General features: G+C 72.3%; 18 protein-coding genes. 16 read left to right on the top strand and 2 right to left on the bottom strand.

Features of this window, described 5'->3' with window-relative positions; genetic code table 11:
- Positions 1-6: 6 nt before the first annotated feature.
- The 14 genes from EUA06_RS08910 (at position 7) to EUA06_RS08845 (ending at position 16,600) form a co-directional block, all read left to right on the top strand.
- A complete protein-coding gene (locus tag EUA06_RS08910; RefSeq protein WP_129474726.1) occupies positions 7-1,407 on the top strand; it encodes an alkaline phosphatase in 1,401 nt (466 codons plus the stop codon).
- A gap of 100 nt (positions 1,408-1,507) precedes the next feature.
- Positions 1,508-2,524: an iron ABC transporter substrate-binding protein gene (locus EUA06_RS08905; RefSeq protein ID WP_129474724.1), complete on the top strand. Its 1,017-nt coding sequence runs from the start codon at positions 1,508-1,510 to the stop codon at positions 2,522-2,524.
- 89 nt (positions 2,525-2,613) lie between these two features.
- Complete coding sequence (locus EUA06_RS08900; RefSeq protein WP_242498044.1) at positions 2,614-4,128, top strand: ABC transporter permease; 1,515 nt, start codon at positions 2,614-2,616, stop codon at positions 4,126-4,128.
- Positions 4,125-5,162 (top strand): ABC transporter ATP-binding protein, encoded by a 1,038-nt coding sequence (locus EUA06_RS08895; RefSeq protein WP_129474722.1) that lies wholly within the window; start codon positions 4,125-4,127, stop codon positions 5,160-5,162. Before EUA06_RS08900 ends, EUA06_RS08895 begins: the two co-directional genes overlap by 4 nt.
- Positions 5,159-7,687 carry an AMP-binding protein gene (locus EUA06_RS08890; protein WP_129474720.1) on the top strand — a complete coding sequence of 843 codons (2,529 nt, stop codon included), beginning with the start codon at positions 5,159-5,161 and terminating at the stop codon, positions 7,685-7,687. The genes EUA06_RS08895 and EUA06_RS08890 overlap by 4 nt, the downstream gene beginning before the upstream one ends.
- Before the next feature lie 65 nt (positions 7,688-7,752).
- The gene (locus EUA06_RS08885; RefSeq protein ID WP_129474719.1) at positions 7,753-9,543 is read left to right on the top strand and encodes an acetyl/propionyl/methylcrotonyl-CoA carboxylase subunit alpha; all 1,791 of its coding nucleotides are present in this window, start codon (positions 7,753-7,755) and stop codon (positions 9,541-9,543) included.
- 228 nt (positions 9,544-9,771) lie between these two features.
- Positions 9,772-10,047: a hypothetical protein gene (locus tag EUA06_RS08880; RefSeq protein WP_129474717.1), complete on the top strand. Its 276-nt coding sequence runs from the start codon at positions 9,772-9,774 to the stop codon at positions 10,045-10,047.
- Positions 10,044-11,597: an alpha/beta hydrolase gene (locus EUA06_RS08875; RefSeq protein ID WP_129474715.1), complete on the top strand. Its 1,554-nt coding sequence runs from the start codon at positions 10,044-10,046 to the stop codon at positions 11,595-11,597. Before EUA06_RS08880 ends, EUA06_RS08875 begins: the two co-directional genes overlap by 4 nt.
- A gap of 5 nt (positions 11,598-11,602) precedes the next feature.
- The gene (locus EUA06_RS08870) at positions 11,603-12,064 is read left to right on the top strand and encodes a hypothetical protein (protein WP_129474713.1); all 462 of its coding nucleotides are present in this window, start codon (positions 11,603-11,605) and stop codon (positions 12,062-12,064) included.
- On the top strand, positions 12,061-12,708 hold the full coding sequence (locus EUA06_RS08865) for a hypothetical protein (RefSeq protein WP_129474711.1): 648 nt from the start codon (positions 12,061-12,063) through the stop codon (positions 12,706-12,708). The genes EUA06_RS08870 and EUA06_RS08865 overlap by 4 nt, the downstream gene beginning before the upstream one ends.
- A 53-nt stretch (positions 12,709-12,761) precedes the next feature.
- On the top strand, positions 12,762-13,391 hold the full coding sequence (locus EUA06_RS08860) for a TetR/AcrR family transcriptional regulator (protein WP_129474709.1): 630 nt from the start codon (positions 12,762-12,764) through the stop codon (positions 13,389-13,391).
- Positions 13,388-15,082: an FAD-binding dehydrogenase gene (locus EUA06_RS08855; protein ID WP_129474707.1), complete on the top strand. Its 1,695-nt coding sequence runs from the start codon at positions 13,388-13,390 to the stop codon at positions 15,080-15,082. The genes EUA06_RS08860 and EUA06_RS08855 overlap by 4 nt, the downstream gene beginning before the upstream one ends.
- A gap of 67 nt (positions 15,083-15,149) precedes the next feature.
- Entirely contained in the window at positions 15,150-16,157 is a 1,008-nt protein-coding gene (locus EUA06_RS08850; RefSeq protein ID WP_129474705.1) for an RNA polymerase subunit sigma-70, read from the top strand.
- The gene (locus EUA06_RS08845; protein WP_207208272.1) at positions 16,154-16,600 is read left to right on the top strand and encodes a DUF6069 family protein; all 447 of its coding nucleotides are present in this window, start codon (positions 16,154-16,156) and stop codon (positions 16,598-16,600) included. Before EUA06_RS08850 ends, EUA06_RS08845 begins: the two co-directional genes overlap by 4 nt.
- An 81-nt stretch (positions 16,601-16,681) precedes the next feature.
- Here EUA06_RS08845 and EUA06_RS08840 read toward each other — a convergent pair whose 3' ends face one another.
- Entirely contained in the window at positions 16,682-17,380 is a 699-nt protein-coding gene (locus EUA06_RS08840) for a TetR/AcrR family transcriptional regulator (protein ID WP_129474703.1), read from the bottom strand.
- 126 nt (positions 17,381-17,506) lie between these two features.
- Between EUA06_RS08840 and EUA06_RS08835 the strand changes: the two genes are divergently transcribed.
- A complete protein-coding gene (locus tag EUA06_RS08835) occupies positions 17,507-18,448 on the top strand; it encodes an NAD-dependent epimerase/dehydratase family protein (RefSeq protein ID WP_129474701.1) in 942 nt (313 codons plus the stop codon).
- Positions 18,449-18,503: 55 nt separating this feature from the next.
- The gene (locus tag EUA06_RS08830; RefSeq protein ID WP_129474699.1) at positions 18,504-21,908 is read left to right on the top strand and encodes a pyruvate carboxylase; all 3,405 of its coding nucleotides are present in this window, start codon (positions 18,504-18,506) and stop codon (positions 21,906-21,908) included.
- On the opposite strand, the gene EUA06_RS08825 is transcribed toward EUA06_RS08830, so the two are convergent.
- Positions 21,905-22,168: an NUDIX domain-containing protein gene (locus tag EUA06_RS08825; RefSeq protein WP_129474697.1), complete on the bottom strand. Its 264-nt coding sequence runs from the start codon at positions 22,166-22,168 to the stop codon at positions 21,905-21,907. The two genes, EUA06_RS08830 and EUA06_RS08825, sit on opposite strands and share 4 nt — an antisense overlap.
- Between the last annotated feature and the right edge of the window lie 10 nt (positions 22,169-22,178).

Genomic DNA, 22,178 nt, shown 5'->3' with positions numbered 1-22,178 from the left:
CGCGCGGTGGAACGGCTCCCCCTCGTCACCCTCGCGGTCGGCACGGCGCTCGGCCTCGCCCTCGGCGTGACGGGGACGGTGGCGTACGACGCCTCGCGCGGCGACGGCGACGAGACGCCCGACAGCGGAGCGGCCGCGGCACCGTCGAGCGGGGCGCCCACGAGCCAGGCGCCAGCCGAGCGACCGACCAGCGTGATCCTGCTGATCGGCGACGGCATGGACGACTCGATGATCACCGCGGCGCGCAACTACTCGGTCGGCGCGGCCGGCCGCCTGGTGCTGGACGGGCTGCCCGCGACCGGCGCGATGACGACGTACGGCCTCGTGCCCGGACCCGGGCCGGACTTCACGGTCGACTACGTGTCGGACTCCGCGGCGACCGCGAGCGGGTTCTCGACCGGGGTGAAGACGATCGACGGACGCATCTCGCAGGGTCCGTCGGCCGCCGCGGAGGCGCCCGGCGAGGACCACGAGACCGTGCTCGAGACCTACGCCCGGTCAGGACGGCTGACCGGCAACGTCACGACCGCCGACATCACCGACGCGACCCCGGCGGCGGCCGCTGCCCACGTCAACGACCGCTCGTGCCAGGACTCGACGACCATGGCCGCCTGCCCCGCCGCGCTGAAGTCCGCCGGCGGTCGCGGGTCGATCGCCGAGCAGCTCCTCGACACCGGCGTCGACGTCCTGCTCGGTGGCGGGCAGGAGCGGTTCGACCGGCCGCTGGAGGACGGGTCCGCGAGCCTGCTCGAGCACGCCACGACGGACCGCGGATACCGGTCCGTGCGCACGGCCGACGAGCTGGCCGACGTCGACGCCCTCGACGGAGGCCGACTGCTCGGGCTGTTCGCCCCGGTGCACCTGACCAGGAAGTACGCACCCCTCGAGGCCCGGCGCGGTGGGGCCACCACCGACGACGGCAGGTGCGTCGAGCAGGACCGAGGCACCCAGCCGACGCTCGCGCAGATGACGACCACCGCCATCGACGTCCTCGACAACGCGGACGGGTTCTTCCTCCAGGTCGAGGGCGCCAGCGTCGACAAGGCCGAGCACGAGCGCGACATCTGCGGCGCGATCGGCGAGCTCGAGGACCTCGACCTCGCCGTGCAGGTCGCACTCGAGCACCAGAGCACCCACCCCGGGACCCTCGTGATCGTCACCGGCGACCACGCCCACTCCACGCAGATCGTGATGGACGACAGGGGCGGCATCGACACCGCGACGGTCACCACCGCCGACGGCGACCCGATGACCGTCGCGTACTCGACGACGTACCGCGAGGCGGGCGACAGCAAGGCCACCCACACCGGTACCCAGATCCGGGTCGCGGCGATCGGGCCGGGCTCCGAGCGGGTCACCGGTGTCATCGACCAGACCGAGCTCCACGCGATCATGCTCGGCGGGTGACGCAGGCGTGACGTGACGTGCGACGCACTCGATTGCGGCGCTCCCACCCCGCGGGTCTAAGGTGAGGCAACCCTAAGCAACGTGTGAAGGACCCACCTCCGTGACGACTCGCCCCCGCCGTCTCCCCGTCGCGCTCGCGGCGACCCTGCTGACCGCCTCGACCCTGTCGGGCTGCGGCGTCTTCGGCTCGCCCGACCTGGTCATCTACAACGCGCAGCACGAGCAGCTGCTCGACGAGATCATCCCGATGTTCGAGGAGGAGTCCGGCCTCGACGTCGAGCTCCGCAGCGGCAAGGACCTCGAGTTCGCCAACCAGATCGTCGAGGAGGGCACGGACTCCCCCGCCGACGTCTTCCTCACCGAGAACTCGCCTGCGATGAGCATCGTCGACAACGCCGGGCTCTTCGCCGAGCTGCCCGAGGCGGCGTACGCCACGATCCCCGAGCAGTACGTCCCCGCCGACAGGACGTGGACCGGCTTCCTCGCCCGCTCGACGGTCGCGATGTACAACACCGACACGATGACCGAGGCCGACATGCCCGCCTCGATCCTCGACTTCGCCGAGCCCGAGTGGAAGGGCCGCGTCGCCTTCTCGCCCACCGGCGCCGACTTCCAGGCGATCGTCTCCGCCGTCCTCGAGCTCGAGGGCGAGGACGCGACCGCCGCGTGGCTGCAGGGCCTCAAGGACAACGGCGTCATCGTGCAGAACAACCTCGTCGTGATGCAGTCGGTCGACTCCGGCGAGGTCGACGCCGGCATCGCCTACCACTACTACTGGTACCGCGACCGCGAGGAGAACGGCACCGACTCCGACAGCTCGGCGCTGCACTTCTTCGGCGACCAGGACCCCGGCGCGTTCCTCAGCATCTCGGGCGCGGGCATCCTCGCCAGCAGCGAGCACCAGGCCGCCGCGGAGGAGTTCGTCACCTGGCTGACCGGCACCGAGGCGCAGCAGGCGATGGCGGAGTCGTACGCCCTGGAGTACCCGCTCAACCCCGACGCCGGCCTCAACCCCGACGTGAAGCCGTTCGACGAGCTCGAGCCGCCGGACGTCGACGTCGCCAGCCTCAACGGACCGCAGGTCACCGACCTGATGACCGCGGCAGGGCTGCTCTGACCACGGCCACACCCGCGCGGCCCGACACCAGGTCGGCCCCCGGGTCGGTCACCGGGCGTCGTACGCCGCCCCTGCTGCTCGCGGCCGGGGTGGCCGTCGCCGTCCTGGCGCTGATCCCGCTGGCCTACGTCGCGACCTACGTCGTCGTCATCGGGCCGGTCGAGCTGTGGCAGCTGGTCGCGCGCCCGCGGATCGTCGAGCTGCTGCGCAACACGATCACCCTCGCGGCGGCGTGCATGGCCGCCACTGCGGTGCTCGGCGTCGGTCTCGCCTTCCTCGTCGAGCGCACCGACCTGCCGGGGCGCCGGGTGTGGCACGGCCTGCTGGTCGCGCCGCTGGCCGTGCCGGCGTTCGTCAACGGCTACGCCTGGGTCTCGCTCGACCGCAGCGTGCACGGCTTCGCCGGCGCGTTCGGCGTCGTCACCCTGTCCTACTACCCGCTCGTCTACCTCCCGGTGGTCGCGATGCTGCGCCGCCTCGACCCGGCGCTCGAGGAGTCGGCCTGGTCGCTCGGCCACTCCCGCGCGCGCACCTTCCGCACCGTCGTGCTGCCCCAGCTGCGACCCGCCCTCCTCGGCGGCGCCCTGCTGGTCGGCCTGCACCTGCTCGCGGAGTTCGGAGCGCTGTCCCTGCTGCGCTTCCCGACCTTCACCACCGCGATCTACGACCAGTACGGCTCGACCTTCAACGGCGCCGCCGCGACCGCGATGGCCGGGGTGCTGGTCCTGCTCTGCCTCGTCCTGCTGCTCGCCGACCTGCGGCTCCGCGGCGACCGGAGGTACGCCCGCGTCGGCCGCGGCGCCGCGCGCAGCGTCGTACCGGTTCCCCTCGGTCCGTGGCGGCTGCCGGTCCTCGCCACCGTCGGCGCGGTCGTCGGCCTCGCCGTCGGCGTGCCCGCGATCTCGCTCGTGCGGTGGCTCGTGGTGGGCACCTCGACGCAGTTCCCGTTGGCCGAGCTCACCGAGGCCCTCGTCGCCACCGTCGCGCTCGCCCTCGCAGGCGCGGTCGTGACCACGCTCGCCGCGATCCCCGTGGTGTGGCTCGCCGTGCGCCACCGCGGGCGCCTCTCCACCCTCATCGAGCGCAGCACCTACGTCGCCAACGCCCTGCCGGGCATCGTGGTCGGCCTGGCGCTCGTCGTGGCCTCGCTGCGGCTGGTGCCGGTCGTCTACCAGACCGCGACCCTCCTCGTGGCGGCGTACGCCATCCTCTTCCTGCCGCGGGCCGTGGTGACCGTGCGTGCCGGGCTGGAGCAGGCGCCCGTCGTGCTCGACGACGTCGCGCACAGCCTCGGCCTCGGGCCGATCGCCACCGCCCGAAGGGTCACGTTGCCGCTGATCGCGCCCAGCCTCGGCGCCGGCGCCGCGCTGGTCTTCCTCGCGATCTCGACCGAGCTGACCGCGACCCTCATGCTCTCCCCGATCGGCACCCGCACGCTGGCCACCGAGTTCTGGTCGGCGTCGTCCGAGCTGCGCTACGGCGCGGCGGCGCCCTACGCCCTGCTGCTGGTGCTCGTCTCCATCCCCGCGACGGTGCTGCTGATGCGCACCGACGGGCCCGCCGCCCAGGCGGAGGACGGCGTCGTGCCGGGAGGGCCGGCATGAGCTCGCTGACCATCACCGGCGTGACGAAGCGCTACGGCGCGACCGTCGCGGTCGACGACGTCACCCTCCACGTGCCGCACGGGTGCTTCACGACCGTGCTCGGCCCCTCGGGCTGCGGCAAGACCACGCTGCTGCGCCTGGTCGCCGGCTTCCTCGCGCCCGAGTCGGGCAGCATCGCCTTCGGTGACACGGTCGTGGCCGGGGACGGCGTACGCCCGATGCCGCCGCAGACGCGCCGCGTCGGCTACGTGCCGCAGGAGGGCGCGCTGTTCCCGCACCTCGACGTGGCGGCCAACATCGCGTTCGGCCTGGGCAAGGGCGCCCGCGGCTCCGACCGGGTGGCCGAGATGCTCGACCTCGTCGAGCTGCCCGCCGACTTCCGCCACCGCCGGCCCGACGAGCTGTCCGGCGGCCAGCAGCAGCGGGTGGCCCTGGCGCGCTCGCTCGCACCGCAGCCGGCGCTCGTCCTGCTCGACGAGCCGTTCTCCTCGCTCGACGCGAGCTTGCGTGGCAGCACGTCGCGGGCCGTACGCCGTGCCCTCGAGGCCAGCAACACCACCGCGGTGCTCGTCACGCACGACCAGAACGAGGCCCTCTCCCTGGCCGACGAGGTGGCGGTGATGCGCGCCGGACGCCTCGTCCAGTCGGCCACGCCGAGCCAGGTCTACCTCTCGCCGAGCGACCCCGAGGTCGCCGCGTTCGTCGGCCGCGCGGTCGTCCTGCCCGGCACCGCGTCCGGCGCGCACGCGCGCTGCGCGCTCGGCGAGGTGGTGCTCACCGAGGCCGCCGAGGGCGAGGTCTCGCTGATGATCCGGCCCGAGCAGGTCTACGTCGACCTGTCCCACGACGAGGGCGTCCGCGGGACCGTCGACGAGGTCAGCTACTACGGCCACGACTGCGCGGTGCAGGTGCGCCTCGACGACGGCACGCCGGTCCTGTCGCGGATGTCCGGCGTCCGCCACCCGAGCCCCGGCGACACCGTGCACCTGCGGGTGACGGGCCTGGTCCGCGCCTACCGACCGGCGGCGCCGTGACCCTCACCCCGCACCGGACGACCGTGACGTCGCCCGTCCTCGACCACGCCCGGTTCGGCGACGCGCCCGCCGTGCTCGCCGGCGACCGGACGCTCAGCCACGCCGACCTCGAGCGCCGGGTCGCCGACCGCGCTCGCACGTGGGGGCCGGAGCGCCGCCTCGTGCTGGTCGAGGGCGCCAACGACCTCGACTCCCTCGTCGCCTACCTCGCCGCCCTGCAGCACGGCCACGTCGCCCTGGTCGTCCCCGACGGCCGCGCGGCGCAGCGGGAGGCGATCGTCGCGGCCTACGACCCGGACATCGTGTGCCTCGTCGACGAGCCCGACGACGTACGCCGTCCGGCGAGTGCGCACGACCTCCACCCCGACCTGGCGCTCCTGCTCAGCACCTCGGGCACGACCGGTTCGCCCAAGCTCGTCCGGCTCTCGCGCGACAACGTCGCCAGCAACGCCGCGGCCATCGCCGACTACCTCGCGCTCACGCCGGCCGACCGCGCGATCACCGCGCTGCCGCTGCACTACTGCTACGGCCTCTCGGTGCTGCACTCGCACCTCGTGGCCGGCGCGAGCGTCGCGCTGACCGACCTCAGCGTCGTCGACGAGTGCTTCTGGGACCTGTTCGCGCGCACCGGCGCGACGACGCTCGCCGCGGTCCCGCACACCTTCGACCTGCTCACGGCCAGCGGGTTCGAGGCCCGCGAGGTGCCGACCCTGCGCCAGGTCACCCAGGCCGGCGGGCGGCTCGACCCTGATGACGTACGCCGCTGGAGCCGCTTCGGCAGCGACCACGGCTGGGACCTCGTCGTGATGTACGGCGCGACCGAGGCGACGGCGCGGATGGCCTACCTCCCGCCGCACCTCACCACAGACCACCCCGCGGCGATCGGCGTGGCCATTCCGGGGGGACGGCTACGCCTCGACGAGGGTGTGGACGGGAGGGCCGGGGTGGGCGAGCTCGTCTACTCCGGCCCGAACGTCATGCTCGGCTACGCAGAGTCGCCCGACGACCTCGCCCGGCCGCGCGACACCGACGAGCTGCGCACGGGCGACCTCGCCCGCGAGGTCGACGGGCTCTTCGAGGTCGTCGGACGGCTGAGCCGCCGCGGCAAGGTCTTCGGCCTGCGCCTCGACCTCGACAGCCTCGAGCGCCGGCTCCAGGGGGAGGTCGACCCACGCGCCCGCGTCGTCGCGACCGACCGCAGCGTCCACGTCTTCCTGACCTCCGGTCGCGGCAGTGCCGCGGCTCGCGCACTCACGACCAGCCACTGCGGCGTCCCCGACCACGTCGTCCAGGTCACCGTCCTGCCCCAGGTGCCGCTCACCGGCAGCGGCAAGGTCGACTACGCCGGCCTGGGCGACCTCGCCCGCCGGGCCGAGGAGCCGACGACCGACGTCGACCGCTCCGTCCGGGCGGCGTACGTCCGGGTGCTCGGCCGCCCCGACGCCCGCGACACCGACTCCTTCGTCGACCTCGGCGGCGACTCGCTCTCCTACGTCGAGCTCGCCACGCGACTCGGCGGGGCCTTCGGCGGAGCCCTGCCCGTCGGCTGGCACACCCGCAGCATCGGCGAGCTCGAGCGCCTAGCGGCCGCGGGAACCGTGACCGACGCCGAGCCGGTCCGCCGCTGGGCCCGCCTCGACACCACCGTCGCCCTCCGCGCACTCGCGATCCTCTTCGTCGTGGCCAGCCACGTCGACCTGGTCGCGCTCGAGGGCGGCGCCCACCTGCTCCTCGCCCTGGCCGGGTTCAACTTCGCGCGCTTCCAGCTCTCCGCCGCCGGCGACGCCCGCACCCGACTGCGCCACGGCCTGTCCGGGCTCGCCCAGCTGATCGCCCCCTCCGTCCTGTGGGTCGGCGCCGTCGCGCTCGCGCTCGGCAGCTACGACCTGACCACCGCCCTGTTCGTCCGCGAGCTCCTCAACAGCTCCGAGTGGGACGACCAGTGGCAGCTGTGGTTCCTGGAGTCACTGGTGTGGATCACGGCAGCGGCCCTCGCGCTCACCTGCCTGCCGCGCCTGCACGACCTCGAGCGTCGTACGCCGTTCCGCTTCGCGCTCGCGGTGCTCGCCGTCACCGCCGCGGCCCGCTTCGCCGACGTCGGCCTGCGTGCCGGTCCCACCCAGCGCTACACGACCCTCGTGGTCGCCTTCGTCTTCGTCCTCGGCTGGCTCGGCGCCCGCGCCGACACCACCCGTCGCCGGCTGATCGTCTCCGCGCTCGCTGCCGTGCTGCTCGTCGGCTTCTTCGGGCAGGTGCACCGTGAGGTGATCGTGCTCGGCGGCTTCCTGCTCATGCTGTGGCTGCCGCACGTCCCGGTCCCCGCGTGGCTGGCCCGCACGGCCGGCGTCCTGGCCGGCGCCAGCCTCTTCATCTACCTCACCCACTGGCAGGTCTACCCGCCGCTCGAGGACGCCGGCCACCCGTGGCTCGCGCTGGCCGCCTCGCTGGTCGTCGGCATCGCCTACGGACGCGTCGTACGGCCTCTGCACAAGGCTGTCGGTCGCGCCGTGCTCGGGTCGCGGTAGCCTGCCGAGCGGTGCTTTTCCCGGCCAGCGCACATGGCCACCCTCGCCCGACCCAGGAGTCCCGCGTGAGCTTGAAGAAGGTCCTGATCGCCAACCGTGGCGAGATCGCCGTCCGTGTCATCCGCGCCTGCAAGGACGCCGGCATCGGCTCCGTCGCGGTGTACGCGGAGCCCGACCGCGACGCGCTCTTCGTCCGCCTCGCCGACGAGGCCCACTCGCTCGGCGGCGCGACGCCTGCCGACTCCTACCTCGACATCGCCAAGATCATCAAGGTCGCCGCCGACACCGGCGCCGACTCGGTGCACCCCGGCTACGGCTTCCTGGCCGAGAACGCCGACTTCGCCCAGGCCGTCATCGACGCCGGGCTGATCTGGATCGGTCCCCCGCCGGCGGCGATCGAGGCGCTCGGCGACAAGGCCAAGGCCAAGCACATCGCCGACCGCGCCAACGCTCCGCTGGCCCCGGGCACCAAGGACCCGGTCAAGGATGCCGACGAGGTCGTTGCGTTCGCCGAGGCCAACGGCCTCCCGGTCGCGATCAAGGCCGTCTTCGGCGGCGGCGGGCGCGGCCTCAAGGTCGCCCGCACGATCGAGGAGATCCCCGACGCCTACGAGTCCGCGGTCCGTGAGGCGGTCACCGCCTTCGGGCGCGGCGAGTGCCTGGTCGAGAAGTTCCTCGACAAGCCGCGCCACGTCGAGACCCAGTGCCTGGCCGACCAGCACGGCAACGTCGTCGTCGTGAGCACCCGCGACTGCTCGCTGCAGCGCCGCAACCAGAAGCTCGTCGAGGAGGCGCCCGCGCCGTTCCTCACCGACGACCAGGTCAGCGAGCTCTACGAGTCGTCGAAGCGGATCCTCACCGAGGCCGGCTACTACGGCGCCGGCACCTGCGAGTTCCTCGTCGCGCAGGACGGCACGATCTCGTTCCTCGAGGTCAACACCCGCCTCCAGGTCGAGCACTGCGTGTCCGAGGAGGTCACCGGCATCGACCTGGTCCGCGAGATGTTCCGCATCGCCGCCGGCGAGGAGCTCGGCTACGGCGACCCGGAGATCCGCGGCCACTCGATCGAGTACCGCATCAACGCCGAGGACGGCGGGCGCAACTTCATGCCCGCGCCCGGCACCCTGTCGGCCTGGAGCCCGCCGTCCGGCCCTGGTGTCCGTCTCGATGGCGGCTACGAGAACGGCGAGACCATCCCGGGCTCGTTCGACTCCCTCATCGCCAAGCTCATCGTCACCGGTACGACGCGCACGCAGGCGCTCGAGCGCTCGCGCCGGGCCCTCGACGAGTTCGTCGTCGACGGCATGCCGACGGTCATCCCCTTCCACCGCGCGGTCGTCTCCGACCCGGCCTTCGTCGGCTCGTCGACGCCGTCCGCCAAGGATGGGGAGAGCGGCGAGTTCAGCGTCTACACGCAGTGGATCGAGACCGAGTTCGACAACCAGATCGAGCCCTGGTCCGGCGACTCCGCGGAGGCCGAGGAGGCCGGTGAGCGGCAGAAGGTCACCGTCGAGGTCGGCGGCAAGCGCCTTGAGGTCGTGCTGCCGGCCGGGCTCGGCGGGCTGTCCGTCGGCGGCGGTGCCGGAGGTGGCGCGAAGAAGGCGAAGCGCTCCACCAAGAAGGCCGGGGCGGCCGCGTCGGGCGACTCGGTCACCTCCCCCATGCAGGGCACCATCGTCAAGGTCTCCGTCACCGACGGCGCCGAGGTCGCCGAGGGCGACGTCATCGTCGTCATGGAGGCGATGAAGATGGAGCAGCCGCTCAAGGCCCACAAGGCCGGCACCGTCACCGGCCTCCAGGCCGAGGTCGGCGCGACCGTCACCAACGGCGCCGTGATCTGCGAGATCAAGGACTGACCCAGCGCCTGATGTCGGGGTTCGTTGTCCGAGTGCGTCAAGCCCAACTAGGTTGTGCACCGTGTCAGCATCGGCCCTGGGGGGCGCCGTCCGTGAGGCGATGGAACGCGTGCGCCAAGGTGCGCCACCAACTGCGGCCGAGCTGGCCGCGCTGAGGCACCAGACCCGCGAGGTCGACCGGGCCGTAGGAGCGCTCCTGCGACCGCCAACGGACGAGGAGCCATAGCCATGGCCGACATCGACATCGACCTGGGCCGTCTGTCGCGGACGGCGAGCACGGCGCGCACGCTCAAGAACGAGTTCGACGACGCCGAGGGGTTCGCCGATGACATCGGCGAGCTGACCGGCCACGACGGACTGGCCGACAAGATCGAGGACTTCGGCAACGACTGGGACGTGGCCCGCGAGGAGCTCCGCGACGGACTCGCGTCCGTGGCGGACTTCATGCAGGCGATCCACGACACCTTCATCGACCTCGACGACAAGATGGCGAACCCCAGGTGAGCGTCCTCGAAGGCAACCCCGACGCCCTGACCGACCGGGCCGCCGAGCTGTTGCGCACCTCCGACCGGATCCAGGACGTCATCGACTCCCTGGACGGCATCGTCGACGACGACGAGTCCAAGGCCGTCGCGGCGCTGCACAGCCTGGCGAACGACGTGCGGGGCCAGCTCGAACGGATCCATGGCCGCTACGACGGCACCGCCAAGGCGATCCGTGACTACGCCGTCGAGCTCACCGACGCGCACCTCAAGGCCGAGGCCGCGGCCGAGGAGCTCGCGGACGCCCGGACCGATGCGGCCAACGCCCGCGACGAGGTCGACGCGGCGCAGTCCGCGCTCGACAACGCCGTTGACGGCGCCGACACCTCGAGCCAGGACGACAACCTCTCGTCCGCCCGCGGCAGGCTGGGCCGGGCCGACGGCGCGGTCGACGACGCCCAGGACAAGATCGACCAGGCCCGCGACGACATGAACGAAGCGGCGGAGGACGCGATCCGGCGGATCGAGGACGCGATCGCCGACACCAACGAGGGTTTCTGGGACAAGGTCGGCGAGTTCTTCGACGACCTCGGCGACTTCCTCGAGGGCCTCGCCGGCTGGATCGGCGGCTTCTTCGAGGCCATCGTCGACGTCCTCCAGAAGCTGGCCGACACGATCACGGCGATCCTCGAGGTGCTGGTCCTGCTGGCCGTCATCGTCGTCATCGCTGTCGCGCTCGGCGTCTCGCTGGTGCTGGCCGTGGTCGTGGTGGGGGTGCTCGCTGCCTTCATCGCGTGGAGCATCTACTCCGACGTGACAGGCCCCAACCCGACCGTCACTCCCTACACCCCCGATCACCCGCTCGACGAGGACCCCACCCTCGCGAACGTGCTCACAGGGACCAAGGAGGTCGACGGCCTCGGTGGTTCGGACGAGTCGGTCGTCAAGGTCACCAAGGTGCTCGGACCCGACGGGTGGTACTACACCGTCACCCTGCCGAGCACCCAGGAGTGGCTCTCGCGGTTCGGCGATCAGGGCGCGGTCAACGACCTCGACTCCAACCTGGCCCTCGTGATGACCCCGGCGCTGCAGGCGCAGTACGAAGCCGCCGTGCTCTCCGCGATCGAGCAGGCCGGCATCACTCCCGCCGACCACCTGATGCTGGTCGGGTTCAGCCAGGGCGGGATCATGGCCGGCCACCTGGCGGCGTACAACTCCGACCTAGGCGTGGACGCGATCATCGTCTCGGGTGCCCCGATCGACCACATGCCGATCCCCGACTCGGTCGACGTGGTTTCCATCCAGCACGACTACGACCCGGTCCCGCGACTCGACTCGGCGGTCGGTGACGGATCGCCCGACCACGGCAGCAACTGGACGACGATCTCGGAGCCCTCGTCCGCGGCGAGCGGCCCGACCGACGTCGGAAATATCCACAACGCCACGGCCTACTCGCAGACCCTCCAGAACAACCTCGCCCAGATCAACCAGAACCACCCCGGGCTGAACAGTTACTTCCCCCAGCCAGGTGGGCTGCCGAGCGTCCCGTCGTACTACCACTTCCAGGAGTGATCGCGATGCGCCTCATCAGCCGTCGGGGAGCCTTGCTCGCGCTCGGCACCGCGACCTTGGCAGCGTGCGCCAGAGAAGAGACCCCCGAGGATGGGAAGACCATGGACCTGAGTGGCATCAACGACGCGGTCGAGGCCTCGAGCCCACGCGTGGTGAGCGTGACGAAGAGCGAGCGGGTGGTGGACGGGCTCGGGCACGGGGTCTCCATGGAGCTCCGGGTGGACGGCGCCGACGCGATGAGCTCCGAGGACCTCGACGCGATCGTGAAGGCGATCTGGCTCAGCGCTCCGTGGGAGCCCAACGGGATCAGCCTGATGGCGTTTGCCGATGACGCTGAGGAAGAACCGGTCGACCTGCGGGCGGCCGCGAAGGAACTGACGCCGACGTTCTCCGATTCCTACGGGGAGGGCGGAATCAGCATGATCGCGATGCAGAAGCGCTACGGGGAGTGGAAGAAGCCCGCGTGAGCATTCCCCGACTGCACTTCCGCCTCCCGGGCACCTGGCACAGCGTCGACCTGCGTGGTGGAGCGCACAGCGAGACGTCGATCAAGGCCGTCGTACGCGACGTGATCGGGGCCGCCGACGACCGGGCGCACGTGAGAGCCGACCTGCGCCGCGACCTCCGCCAGGCGGTCCGGGCAGCACAGGAGGCCGAGGCGCGCAGCATGATGTTCTCGACCGAGATCGCACCGGGCTCACCCTTGCCGGTGACCCTCGTGGTCTACGCCCCCACCCGCCTGCGGATGAGCCCGACCATCGGCACCGAGCCCGATCACGTCCTGGCCGTCCTCTCCGAGAGCCTGCGGCAGTCCAGCCCCGAGCTGGCCGCGTCGCTCACCGAGGTGTCGGGCGGGGGCGGCCCGGCGCTGCGCTCGCACCGCGTGCAGCCGATCGAGGTCGCCGACGAGCCTGCCGTCAAGCAGTCCGGGGCCCTGCGGCTGATGGCCGACTACTGGGTCCCGGTGCCACAGACGAAGCAGGTCGTGATGGTGCGCTTCTCGACCCCGATGGGCGAGATCGAGAACATCATGCTCTCGCTCTTCGACGCCCTCGTGCGAGCCACCTACTTCCGTCCCGTGTCGGAGTCGGACGCGACGGCAGTCAGCTGAGCAACAGGGACTGATAGATAGCGAGCACTCACTTTTTATGTGAGACTCGTGGGGTGACCGTCACCCCAGCCCAGCGGCGTACCCAGGCCGAGCGCCGCGAGGGGACGATCACCGCGCTCCTCGACGCGACCGTGCGCTGCCTCGCCGAGCGGGGGTACGCCGCCACCTCGACCGCCGCGGTCTGCACGGAGGCAGGCGTCAGCCAAGGAGCGCTGTTCCGGCACTTCCCCACCCGGCAGGCGCTGCTGGTCGCGACCGCCGAGCACGTCGCGGAGCGCAACGTCGAGGACTTCCGCACCACGGTGGACACCGGTGTCGACACGGTCGACGAGGTGGTCGTGGTCCTCGGCCGCCTCCGCGAGGTCGTCCTCTCCCCTGCCAACCAGACCTGGCGTGAGCTGCTCGTCGCGGCCCGAGCCGACGCCGACCTGCGCGGGGCCATGCTGCCCGCGCGCGAGTCGCTGCAGGCCCAGATGCTCGTCGTCGCCACCGAGCTGTGGGGGGCGAGGCTCCCCGCGGACGACCTCGCCGCCGTGCTGAGCATCGTCGTCAACATGCTCGACGGGCTGGCGTTCTCCGCCCTCGACCCCGACCCGACGGCCGCCCCCGGCCGCACCGTCGAGCGCGCGCTGCGCCTGCTCGCCGAGATGATCGTCAGCCGCTACCCGCAGGAGCCTCGATGAGCACGGACACCTTCACCCCCGACGTCATCGTCGTCGGCGCCGGCCTCGCCGGCCTCGTCGCCACCCACGAGCTGGCGCTCGCCGGCAAGCGGGTGCTCGTCCTCGACCAGGAGAACCGCGCCAACCTCGGCGGCCAGGCGTGGTGGTCGCTCGGCGGGCTGCTCTTCGTCGACAGCCCCGAGCAGCGGCGGATGGGCATCACGGACTCCCCCGAGCTGGCCTGGCAGGACTGGCAGGGATCGGCGCAGTTCGACCGCCTCGGCGACGGCACCGACGGCCCGGGCCGCGGCGAGGACTTCTGGCCGCAGCAGTGGGCGAGGGCCTACGTCGACTTCGCCCACCGCGACAAGCGCGCCTACCTCCACGACCTCGGCCTCAGGTCGCTGCCCTTCGTCGGCTGGGCCGAGCGCGGCGACGGCCGCGCGACCGGCCACGGCAACTCGGTCCCCCGCTTCCACCTCACGTGGGGCACCGGCCCCGAGGTGGTCCGGATCTTCGCCGAGCCGGTCGAGCGCGCCGAGGCGGACGGGCTCGTCCGCCTCGCGTTCCGCCACCAGGTCGACGAGCTGGTCGTCGAGGACGGCGCCGTCGTCGGCGTCCGCGGCACCGTGCTGGTCGACGACGAGAGCAAGCGAGGCGTGAAGTCGAGCCGCGACGCCGCCGGCGAGTTCGAGCACCGCGCCGCCGCGGTCGTCGTGACGAGCGGCGGTATCGGTCACAACCACGAGCTGATGCGGCGCAGCTGGCCGACCGAGCGCGTCGGCCCCGCCCCCGAGCACCTGATATCCGGCGTCCCCGCCCACGTGGACGGGCGGATGCAGGGCATCGCCGAGACCGCCGGCGCGACGATGGTCAACCGGGACCGCATGTGGGCCTACGTCGAGGGCATCCACAACTGGGACCCGGTCTGGCCCGACCACGCGATCCGGATCCTGCCCGGGCCGTCGTCGATGTGGTTCGACGCCACCGGCAAGCGGCTCGAGGGGATGTCCGGCGTACCGGGCGCCGACTCGATCGGGGCGATGAAGCAGATCCTGGCCGCCGGTCACGACTACTCGTGGTTCGTGCTCACCCAGTCGATGATCGAGAAGGAGTTCGCCCTCTCCGGCTCCGAGCAGAACCCCGACATCACCGGCAAGGACCTGAAGTTCCTCGCCCAGAGCCGCCTCGCCAAGGGTGCGCCGGGGCCGGTCGAGGCGTTCAAGGAGCACGGCGTCGACTTCGTCGTGGCCGACGACCTCGACGAGCTCGTCACCGGGATGAACGAGCTGGCCCGCGGCCCGAAGCTCGACGCCTTCGTCCTCCGCCACCAGATCGAGGCGCGCGACCGCGAGGTCGACAACTCCTTCAGCAAGGACATCCAGGTGATGGCGATCCACAACGCCCGCCGCAGCCGCACGGACAGGCTGGTCCGCGTGGCCAGGCCGCACAAGGTGCTCGACCCGGCCCATGGCCCGCTCATCGCCGTACGCCTCAACATCCTGTCGCGCAAGACGCTCGGCGGTCTCGAGACCGACCTCGACGGGCAGTGCGTCGCCGCCGACGGCAGCCGCGTGCCCGGCCTCTACGCCGCGGGCGAGGTCGCCGGCTTCGGCGGCGGTGGCGTCCACGGCTACAACGCGCTGGAGGGCACCTTCCTCGGCGGCTGCATCTTCTCCGGCCGCGCCGTCGGGAAGGCGCTCGCGCCCTGAGTGATGAGTTCTGCGCCGTGCGGCAGTCATACCTCCAGAAGCGACACCACACGACGGAGGATGGACGATGACTGCAGTGCTGAGCAGGGAGCTGAGAAGTGAGGAGCCGGGCGTGAGCGAGCTGGGCGCGATGGACGAGGCGGGGTTCTCGGACCTGGCCGAGAAGCACCGGCGTGAGCTGCACGTCCACTGCTACCGGATGCTCGGGTCGTTCCAGGACGCCGAGGACGCGGTGCAGGAGACCTTCCTGCGCGCATGGCGCCGGCGCGAGACCTTCGAGGGCCGTTCGACCTTCCGCGCCTGGCTCTACCGGATCGCGACGAACGCCTGCCTCGACCTGCTCGCCAAGCGGCGCCCCGAGCCCGCGGCCGGCGGCGAGGTGCTGTGGCTGTCGCCCTACCCCGACCGGCTGCTGGACGAGCTGACCGCCGACGACGCCGACGAGCCCGAGACCGCGGCGATGGCGCGCGAGACCGTCGAGCTGGCGTACGTCGTCGCGGTGCAGCACCTCGCCCCCCGCCCGCGCGCCGCGCTGATCCTGCGCGACGTCGTCGGCTGGCCGGCCAAGGACGTCGCCGACCTGCTCGGCGACTCGGTGAACTCGGTCAACAGCGCGCTCCAGCGGGCCCGCGCCGGCATGCGCGAGCACCTGCCGGCCGAGCGCCAGGAGTGGACGGGCAGCGACGACGACGCCGACAACCGCGAGCTCGTACGCCGCTTCACCGACGCCAGCATGGCCATCGACATCGACACGATCGCCAGCATGCTCCGCGACGACGTCAGGTTCGCGATGCCGCCCGTGCAGGGGCTCACCATCGGCCGCGACGCCGTGATCGCCGACTGGATCGAGGGCGGCTACCCCGAGATCACCGGCCTGCGCGGTGTCCCGACGTCGGTCAACCGGCAGCCCGCGGTCGGCTACTACGTGTGGCGCGAGCAGGCGTCGGCGTACGTCCCGCTGTCGCTCGACGTGCTGCGGATCAGCGACGGCGCGATCACCGAGGTCACGATCTTCGGACCCGAGCAGTTCCCGCACCTCGGCCTGCCGGCGCAGCTCGAGGGAGGTGCCCGATGATGCGGCTCGCGCGCACCGGCCTGCTCGCCACCGTGGCGGCCGCGGCCGCCACGGCCGCAGTGGCCGCCGTGGCGAAGGCCGCGGGCGTGGACCTCGCGGTCGAGGGCAGCGACGAGACGATCCCGGTCTCGGGCATCGCCGTCGTGACCGGCGGCTTCACGCTCGTGGGAATCGTGATCGCCGCCGCGTTGCAGCGGTGGAGCGCGCGTCCCGCGGACCTGTTCCTCCGGACGGCCGGCTCGCTGACCGCCCTGTCGCTGGTGCCCCCACTCCTCTGGGGAGCGGACGGGGCCACCATCGGCACCCTGCTGGGCCTCCACCTGGTCGCGGCAGCAGTGGCGATCCCCGTGCTGGTCCGGGGCCTGCGGACAGGCGATCTGACGAGCGCCGACCGGGCAGTTCCTCGCGCTGAGACGGCCCGACCGGGCACTTCCTCCCGCTGAGAAGTGCTGAGCGGGCAGTTCCTCGCGGTCCAGCGCGAGGAACTGCCCGCCCGGCGTGATCCAGCGCGAGGAAGTGCCCGGTCAGGCGAGACCGACGGCCTCGACCAGCGCGGCCAGGTGCGCCTCGAACAGGTCGGCGGGGTCGGTGAGGGTGTCCGCGCCGTACTGCCCGAACACCTCGAACGACAGGCAGCCGAAGAGCGCGGCCCACGCGAAGAGGCCGCGGGCGACCAGCCGGTCCGGGGCACTCAGGCCCAGCTCGCGACGGATCCGACCCAGGTCGCGGGAGAACCGTCGCGGCGTGAGCGGCGCGTCGTCGAGGTCGACGGCGCCGGCCTGCCAGGCGTCCTCCCAGACCTCGACGAGCCGTCCGACCACCCGGGTCCCGGGGCCGGTCGTGCGCTCCGCGGGAGCCTCGTATCCCGGCACCGGGCTGCCGAAGAGCAGGGCGTACGTCGCCGGCTCGGCCAGTGCCCAGGCGCGGGTCGCGCGGCCGATCGCCGCCAGCCGACCGGCGAAGTCGGCAGTGTCGACCCGCTCGAGGGCGGCGTCGACCGCGTCGCCGAGCTCGTCGTAGCCGTCGACGACGAGCAGGGTCAGCAGCTCGTCGCGGCTCGCGACGTAGCGGTAGACCGCGGACGAGACGAGACCGAGGTCACGCGCAACCGCCCGTAGCGACAGGGCTGCGGCTCCCTCGGTCGCCAGGTGGCCGCGTCCGATGCGGACGATGTCGCGCATGGTCTGCTCGCGTGCCCGGGCCCGGGGAGTGGAGGTGTCCATGGCGTCCATCGTGCCACACGAGCGAGCACTCGTGACCAAAGAGAGCAGTGCTCTTGCTTTCGGGTTGCGAGTCGTGCACGATAGGAGAAACGAGAGCACCGCTCTCACTTCATCCCAGGAGCAGCCATGAACACCGTCCACGTCGTCACCGGAGCCGGCCCCGTCGGCTCGACCGTCGCCCTCCAGCTCGCCGACGCGGGCCACCAGGTCCGCCTGCTGACCCGGTCGGGCAGCGGCCCGGTCCACCCCCTCATCGACCGTCGGCGCGTCGACGTCTCCCGTACGGAGGTCCTCGCCGAGACCTTCGACGGCGCGGTCGCGGTGCACCACTGCATCCACGGGTCGGCGTACGACGCCAGGGTCTGGCGCGCCGAGCTCCCGCAGGCCGAGGCGGCCGTGCTGGCAGCAGCCGGTCGCGTCGGCGCGGTGGTCGTGTTCCCGGAGAGCCTGTACTCATACGGCCAGGTCGACGGTCCGTTGACCGAGGACCTGCCGCGGACCGCGACCACCGGCAAGCTCGGCGTCCGCACGGAGCTGCTCGCCCAGCGCGAGGCGTCGGCCACGCCGACCGTGAGCGTCGCGGCGTCCGACTTCTACGGCCCGGTGGTGCGCAACGCCCATGCCGGCGAGCGCCTGGTCCCGACCGTGCTCGCCGGGCGGACGATGCGGGTGCTCGGCAGCCTCGACCAGCCGCACTCGTTCACCTACGTCCCCGACCTGGCCGCCGCGATGATCGAGGCCGCCGCGCGCCCGGAGCTCTGGAACTCGTTCCTCCACGCACCCACCGCCGCGCCGGTCACCCAGCGCAGGCTGGTTGAGCTGGTCGCCGAGGCGGGAGGGGTGCCCGTCCCGAGGATGTCGGCGCTCCCGCCGTGGGTGCTGCGCGCGTCCGGCGTCGTCTCCCGCGAGATGCGCGAGCTGGCAGAGACGGCCTACATGTTCACCGCGCCCTTCGTGCTCGACTCATCGGCGAGCGAGCAGCGGCTCGGGCTGGCACCCACGTCGCTGACCGCCGGCCTCGCCGCCACCGTCGAGTGGTGGCGCGCCCAGGACAGCGCCGCCGCCTGACCGGGGTACGGACGAGTAACCCACGTCACACCAGTCCCTCGATAGCGTTCGGGCCATGTTCTCCAAGGTCCTCATCGCCAACCGGGGTGAGATCGCAGTCCGCGCCCTCCGAGCCGCTCGCGAGATCGGCTCGAAGACCGTCGCCGTCTTCCCCCACGAGGACCGGTGGTCCGAGCACCGGATGAAGGCCGAGGAGGCCTACGAGATCGGCGAGGTCGGTCACCCGGTGCGGGCCTACCTCGACCCCGACGCGATCGTCGCGGTCGCCGTGCAGTGCGGCGCGGACGCCGTCTACCCCGGCTACGGCTTCCTCTCGGAGAACCCGACCCTGGCCGAGGCGTGCGCCGCGGCGGGCATCACCTTCATCGGCCCCAGCGCCGAGGTGCTGACGCTCACCGGCAACAAGGCCCGCGCGATCGCCGCGGCCAAGGCCGCCGGCGTACCCGTGCTCGAGTCGGTCCCGCCGTCGACCGACGTCGACGAGCTGCTGGCTGCGGCCGAGGCCATCGAGGCGCCCCTCTTCGTCAAGGCCGTCGCCGGTGGCGGCGGTCGCGGCATGCGCCGGGTGGACGACCGCGCGAACCTCCGCGAGGCGATCGAGACGTGCATGCGCGAGGCCGAGGGTGCCTTCGGCGACCCGACGGTCTTCATCGAGCAGGCGGTCGTCGACCCGCGCCACATCGAGGTGCAGATCCTGGCGGATGGAACTAGTGGCACCGGCTCCGACGGCTCGGATGATGGGGTGATCCACCTCTACGAGCGCGACTGCTCCGTCCAGCGGCGCCACCAGAAGGTCGTCGAGATCGCCCCCGCTCCCAACCTCGACCCCGACATCCGGATGAGGATGTGCGCCGACGCGGTGCGGTTCGCGCGCGAGATCGGCTACAAGAACGCCGGCACCGTGGAGTTCCTGCTCGACCCCAGCGGCCGCTACGTCTTCATCGAGATGAACCCACGCATCCAGGTCGAGCACACGGTCACCGAGGAGGTCACCGCCGTCGACCTCGTCCAGTCGCAGATGCTGATCGCCGCCGGCGCCACGCTCGCCGACCTGGGGCTGACGCAGGACTCGGTGCGACCGCAGGGGTTCGCGCTCCAGTGCCGGATCACCACGGAGGACCCCGCCAACGGCTTCCGGCCCGACACCGGGAAGATCACGACCTACCGCTCCCCGGGTGGGCCGGGCGTCCGCCTCGACGGCGGTACGACGTACTCCGGCGCCGAGATCAGCCCTCACTTCGACTCGATGCTCGCCAAGCTCACCTGTCGCGGCCGCACCTTCGAGTCGGCGGTGCAGAAGGCGCGGCGCGCGCTGCTGGAGTTCCGCATCCGCGGCGTCTCCACCAACGTCGGCTTCCTCCAGGCCGTGCTGGCCGACCCCGACTTCGCCGCCGGCGGCGTGACGACCTCCTTCATCGAGGACCACCCGCAGCTGCTCAAGGCGCAGGTCGGCGGCGACCGCGCCTCGCGCCTGCTGACCTACCTCGCCGACGTCACCGTCAACCAGCCGCACGGCCAGGCACGGGTCTCGGTGTCGCCGAGCAGCAAGCTGCCGTCGCTCGACCGGTCGCAGCCGGCACCCGCCGGCACCCGCCAGCTGCTCCGCGAGGTCGGTCCCGAGGAGTTCGCCCGCCGGCTCCGCGCCCAGGACCGGGTCGCCGTCACCGACACCACCTTCCGCGACGCCCACCAGTCGCTGCTCGCCACGCGGGTGCGCTCACGCGACCTGCTCGGCGTGGCGGAGCACGTCTCCCGCACCACGCCGGAGCTGTGGTCGGTCGAGTGCTGGGGCGGGGCGACGTACGACGTCGCGCTCCGCTTCCTCGCCGAGGACCCGTGGGAGCGGCTGGCCGCGCTCCGCGAGGCGATCCCCAACATCGGGCTGCAGATGCTGCTCCGCGGCCGCAACACCGTCGGCTACACGCCGTACCCGACCGAGGTCACCGAGGCCTTCGTGCAGGAGGCCGCCGAGACCGGTATCGACGTCTTCCGGATCTTCGACGCGCTCAACGACGTCTCGCAGATGCGGCCCGCGATCGACGCGGTCCGCGCCACCGGCACCTCGGTCGCCGAGGTCGCGCTCTGCTACACCGGCGACCTCTCCTCGCCCGACGAGACGCTCTACACGCTCGACTACTACCTCCGTCTGGCCGAGCAGATCGTCGACGCCGGCGCCCACGTGCTGGCGATCAAGGACATGGCCGGCCTGCTGCGCGCGCCCGCCGCGCGCACGCTCGTGACCGCGCTGCGCGAGCGGTTCGACCTGCCCGTGCACCTGCACACCCACGACACCCCGGGCGGCCAGCTCGCCACGCTCGTCGCGGCGATCGACGCCGGCGTCGACGCGGTCGACGCCGCCTGTGCCTCGATGGCCGGCACGACGTCCCAGCCGGCGCTGTCGGCGCTCGTCTCGGCGACCGACCACTCGGCGCGCGAGACCGGGCTGTCGCTGGCCGCGGTCAACGCGCTCGAGCCCTACTGGGAGGCCACCCGCCGGGTCTACGCGCCGTTCGAGTCCGGCCTGCCCGCCCCGACCGGTCGCGTCTACCGCCACGAGATCCCCGGCGGCCAGCTCTCCAACCTGCGCCAGCAGGCGATCGCGCTCGGTCTCGGCGAGAAGTTCGAGCAGGTCGAGGACATGTACGCCGCGGCCAACGACATCCTCGGCAACGTCGTCAAGGTGACGCCGTCGTCCAAGGTCGTCGGCGACCTCGCGCTCGCCCTCGTCGCGGCCGGCGCCGACCCGGCGGAGTTCGAGGCCGACCCGGCGTCGTACGACATCCCGGATTCAGTGATCGGCTTCCTCAACGGCGAGCTCGGCGACCCGCCCGGCGGCTGGCCCGAGCCGTTCCGCAGCAAGGCCCTGGCCGGCCGGACCTGGAAGCAGCCGACCGAGAGCCTCACCGCCGAGCAGCAGCAGGGCCTGGCCGACGACCGTCGGACGACCCTCAACGAGCTGCTCTTCCCCGGGCCCACGGCTGCGTTCGTCGAGTCCCGCGAGGCCTACGGCGACCTGTCCGTGCTGCCGACCGTCGACTACCTCTACGGCCTGCAGCGCGGTGGCGAGCACCCCGTGCAGCTGCGCGAGGGCAAGACCGTCCTCTACGGCCTCGAGGCGATCAGCGAGCCCGACGAGCGCGGCTTCCGCAACGTGATGGCGACGATCGACGGGCAGCTGCGGCCCGTGCAGGTGCGCGACCGCAGCGTCGCCGCCGAGGTCGTCTCGGCCGAGAAGGCCGACCCGAAGAACGGCGGCCACGTCGCGGCGCCGTACGACGGCGCGGTGACCGTCACGGTGGCCGAGGGCGACACGGTCGAGGCCGGGCAGACCGTCGCCACGATCGAGGCGATGAAGATGGAGGCCTCGATCACCGCGCCGGTCGCCGGCACGGTCTCGCGGCTCGCGGTCCGCTCGACCCAGGGCGTCGAGGGCGGCGACCTGGTGCTGGTGATCGGCTAGTCCCGCAGGGCGCTGAGGACCACCGGCTCGTCGACGGGCCGCGCCTCCAGGCGGCACAGGTGGGAGACGGCGTCGACGTCGACCTCCACGCCGAGCTCCTCGCGCAGCTCCCGCGCGAGCGCCGCGAGCTCGGACTCACCGTCCTCCATGACTCCCCCGGGCAGGTCCCACACGTCGGGGTAGGCCACCTTGTCGGGCCGACGGTGCGCGAGCAGGACCCGCCCGTCCCGGACCAGCGCGCCGACGACCACCGTCACCATGGGCAGATCA

The organism is Nocardioides glacieisoli (genome assembly GCF_004137245.1).
Classification (GTDB): Bacteria; Actinomycetota; Actinomycetes; order Propionibacteriales; family Nocardioidaceae; genus Nocardioides; species Nocardioides glacieisoli.
Note: the sequence above shows the minus strand (reverse complement) of the source record. Positions and strands in the feature narration are given on the sequence as shown.